Raw genomic sequence first — 3795 nt, 5'->3', positions numbered from 1 at the left:
AGCATAAAAAAAGAAAGGAGGAAAATCACTGGCTTTAAAGTAGTGTTTTTCTCCTTTTATGATCTTATTGCAATACAAGTGATGCTGCTCCGATAACTCCAGCGTCATTTCCTAGAGTTGCAAGAGCTAGTTTAGTTGTTGTGCGTACTTGTGGGAAGGTATTTTCATCGTAGACTTTTTGAACACCTTGGAGAAGGAATTCTCCAGCTGCTGACACCCCACCACCGATAACGATTGTTGATGGGTTTAGGATTGAGCCGATATTAGCACAAGCGATTCCCAAGTAACGTGAGAAGTTTCGGTAAACGATCAAGGCAAGGTCATCCCCTTCTTTTGCAAGGTCAAAGACAGTTTTAGCAGTTACTTCTTCACCGTCATCAATCAAGCGTTTCAAGGCTGCATCGCCTTCGTATTCATCTGCATAACGACGAGTCAAGTTGACAATCCCTGTTGCGGAAGCAACTGTCTCAAGACAGCCTTTTTTACCACAGGTACATGCGATTGGTTGGTCAAAGTCAACAGTGATATGACCAAGCTCACCAGCAGCACCAGCAACACCGTGGAGCAATTTGCCTTCAGCCACGATACCGCCACCAACACCTGTACCAAGTGTCATAAAGACAACGTCTGGTTGGTTTTCACCAGCACCCATCCAACGCTCACCAAGAGCAGCTACGTTGGCATCATTATCGATAAAGAATGGAATCCCCAAGGCTTTTTCAATCTTTTCTTTAATCGGTTGAAGGGTTTTCCAGTTTAGGTTGTAGGCACCGATAACAGTTCCTTTTTCACGGTCAACCACACCAGGTGATCCCATCCCAATCCCTCGGAAGTCTGTGGCTGACAATCCAAGCAAGTCCAAACGATGCTGAATAGACTCAATCATATCATCTACAATATGGCTTCCTTCATCCAAAATGTTGGTCTTGATAGACCATTTTTCTTGGATTTCTCCCTCTTGAGTTAAAATTGCGAACTTGACAGATGTACCACCAAGGTCAATCCCAATAATCTTTTGACTCATCGTCTTCTCCTTTTTAATTGAAAATGCTTACAGATATAGTATAACAAAATCGTCCATTTTGTGCAAAGGTTTGCATTAACTTCCTAGAAATTATTCTGATTTATGGTTTCCAAAGACCAGAACCATCTACGTAGTATCTGCCACCATCAACTCGCTCATTCTTTGCCATTTTACCATCTGATTTCAAATAGTAATTTCCTTGCCAAGTATTACGAGCGTATGAACCATCTGATTTCAAGTAGTACCAAGATTGATAAGAAGAGTCATATATCCACTCACCTTGTGCCATTTTACCGTTCGCTTTGAGATAAAAAGCGCCTTGCCAAGCATTTTGGGCATAGGATCCATCTGATTTCAAATAATACCAAGCTTGGTATGATGAATCATAAATCCATTCACTTTGAGCCATCTTTCCGTTTGCTTTAAGGTAGTAACTTCCTATCCATGTGTTTCGTGCATACGAACCATCCGATTTGAGATAATACCATCCCTTGTAATATGAGTCATATATCCACTCACTCTGAGCCATTGTTCCATCTGATTTGAGATAGTAATCTCCTTTCCAAGAATTGGTTACTAGATTACCATTGTCAGAATAATAATACCAATATCTATCCTGCTTAACCCATCCACTAGAAGAAACTCTATTCTGTGGACTAGACTGGCGTGGTTTAAAGACTCCCCGAGGTGCATTTGCACGTTCACAAGCTATCCCATCACCATCTTTGTCTAGTCTTGAAGAATATCCAGGCTCTCCTCTATGGATATCAGAATAACCATTTTCCCATGCTTCTTTACAACTAGAAAAATGAATATTTTCTTCTGCACTAACCGGTTGAGCAAACAAACCTAAAATTGGAAAAACAGTAAGAATCACTTTCAGCAAAATTGTTTTTTTCATCATTTCCTCCTATAAAATGACATCGTTTTCTTTTTATTTTATCAAACTTAATTCAACAATTCAATATATACATTATATTTTTTGATTTATAAAGTTTATTTAGAATTCACTTCCAACTCATACAAGCCTCTGACTGCATTAGAGCCATAGATAGTTTCCGCTTGGTCCAAGTCTGGCACAGTCAGAACTTTTTCCTCTGCCTGTCCTGTTTCCAGCAAATGCTGGCGGTAGATTCCTGGCAAAATCCCTAGATTGATAGGAGGTGTGTAGAGCTTACCATTAATTTTTAAGACCAGATTTCCAATAGAGGTTTCAAGCAATTCTCCTGCTACATTATGGTAAATGATTTCCTGTTCCCCTAGACTTAAGTGTGGTCTATGGGTTGTTTTAAAGTAGGTAAATGATTGATTCAAATCTGCCTCTTGCAGACAAAGTTTGGCTTTGCAGAAACTTGGACTGAAGGGTGTTAAGATTTGGCGACTGAGTTCTATCTCTCCCGATTTGCTGAGACTAATTCGTAAGCGGTAGTCTTGATTAACATCACAAACTTGACACTCTTTCTCTATCTTTTGTCTCAGGTTTTCTGGATCAAAAGGATAGGCAAAATATCGACTAGCCTTTGTCAGTCTTTCCAGATGTTGATCTTCAAACAGCAGTTGTTTTTGGCTGATTTTCCCAGTCGTAATCAGTTGGAAACGTGCTTGTTTACGATAGAGAACAGCCGCCTTTTGATGAACCTCACGGTATTCAGATTCCCAAGTGCTATCCCAAGTAATCCCTCCGCCAACTCCATAGATGGCTTTTTCTTGGTACAGTTGAATAGTCCGAATGGCGACATTGAAAATCCGTCGTCCATTTGGAAGCAAGAGACCAATCGTTCCGCAGTAGACTCCTCTGGGTTGGGGCTCCAAGTTCTTGATGATTTCCATGGTCGCAATTTTGGGAGCTCCTGTGATAGATCCACATGGAAAGAGCGAACGGAAGATTTCAACTAGGTCCACATCCGGTCGTAACTGACTCTTAATGGTCGAAGTCATTTGCCAAACGGTTGAATACTGCTCCACTTGGCAAAGACACTCCACGTGCTCACTACCCACTTCGGAAATACGGTTCATATCGTTGCGCAAGAGATCTACAATCATCATATTCTCAGAGCGATTTTTAGGATCCTGTTCTAGCCAACTAGCCTGTTCTAAATCTTCTTGGTTAGTCACTCCCCGCTGGGTTGTTCCTTTCATTGGGCGAGTCGTTAATTCCCGGTCATTTTGCTCAAAAAAGAGCTCTGGGCTCATGGAAATCACCGCCATCTCGTCATGTTCAACATAGGCATTGTAGCCCGCCTCCTGCTCTACCACCATGCGATTGTAGATGGCAAAAGGATTGGCACTTAAGTCTTGCTTGAGTTGGACGGTGTAATTTACCTGATAGGTGTCCCCCTGACGCAAATGATGGTGAATCTGGGAAATAGCTTTTTCATAGTTCTCTGCAGATGTTTGTTCCCGCCACTTTGAAGGCAAATCTACTTCCTCATAAGTCAGTGGAATAGGGGATGTTTCCACCCTATCATGAACGGTAAAGTAAAGCAAATACTCGCCCAGTAAAGGAGCTTTATGAACTGCTAGTTTCTCCTCAAAAGCAGGTGCAGCCTCGTAACTGACGTAGCCCACCACATAATAGCCTTGTTCTTGGTAGCTTTCCACCTGTGCTAGCAAGTCCGCCACTTCTGATAAATCTCTCGTTTTTAACTCTTTGATCGGCTGGGTAAAGGTGTATCTCTCCCCTAAAGCCCTAAAATCAATCACTGTTTTTCTATGCATATCTTAAGTATAGCACAAAAAAGCCGACCTAGAACAGCTAAATCCAGCTTTGT

3 protein-coding genes are annotated in these 3795 nt (G+C 41.6%); all 3 read right to left on the bottom strand.

The features are described 5' to 3' along the window. Nucleotides 1-64: 64 nt before the first annotated feature. The 3 genes from GMD4S_RS07345 to pabB all read right to left on the bottom strand — a co-directional run bounded on the left by GMD4S_RS07345 (nucleotide 65) and on the right by pabB (nucleotide 3742). The gene (locus GMD4S_RS07345) at nucleotides 65-1024 is read right to left on the bottom strand and encodes an ROK family glucokinase (RefSeq protein ID WP_000078592.1); all 960 of its coding nucleotides are present in this window, start codon (nucleotides 1022-1024) and stop codon (nucleotides 65-67) included. A 100-nt stretch (nucleotides 1025-1124) separates the two neighbouring features. Continuing rightward, a complete protein-coding gene (locus GMD4S_RS07340) occupies nucleotides 1125-1925 on the bottom strand; it encodes an excalibur calcium-binding domain-containing protein (protein WP_000751033.1) in 801 nt (266 codons plus the stop codon). A gap of 95 nt (nucleotides 1926-2020) precedes the next feature. Further along, on the bottom strand, nucleotides 2021-3742 hold the full coding sequence (gene pabB / locus GMD4S_RS07335) for an aminodeoxychorismate synthase component I (RefSeq protein ID WP_008284285.1): 1722 nt from the start codon (nucleotides 3740-3742) through the stop codon (nucleotides 2021-2023). Nucleotides 3743-3795: the final 53 nt, after the last annotated feature.

Source organism: Streptococcus sp. GMD4S (genome assembly GCF_000296955.1).
Note: the sequence above shows the minus strand (reverse complement) of the source record. Positions and strands in the feature narration are given on the sequence as shown.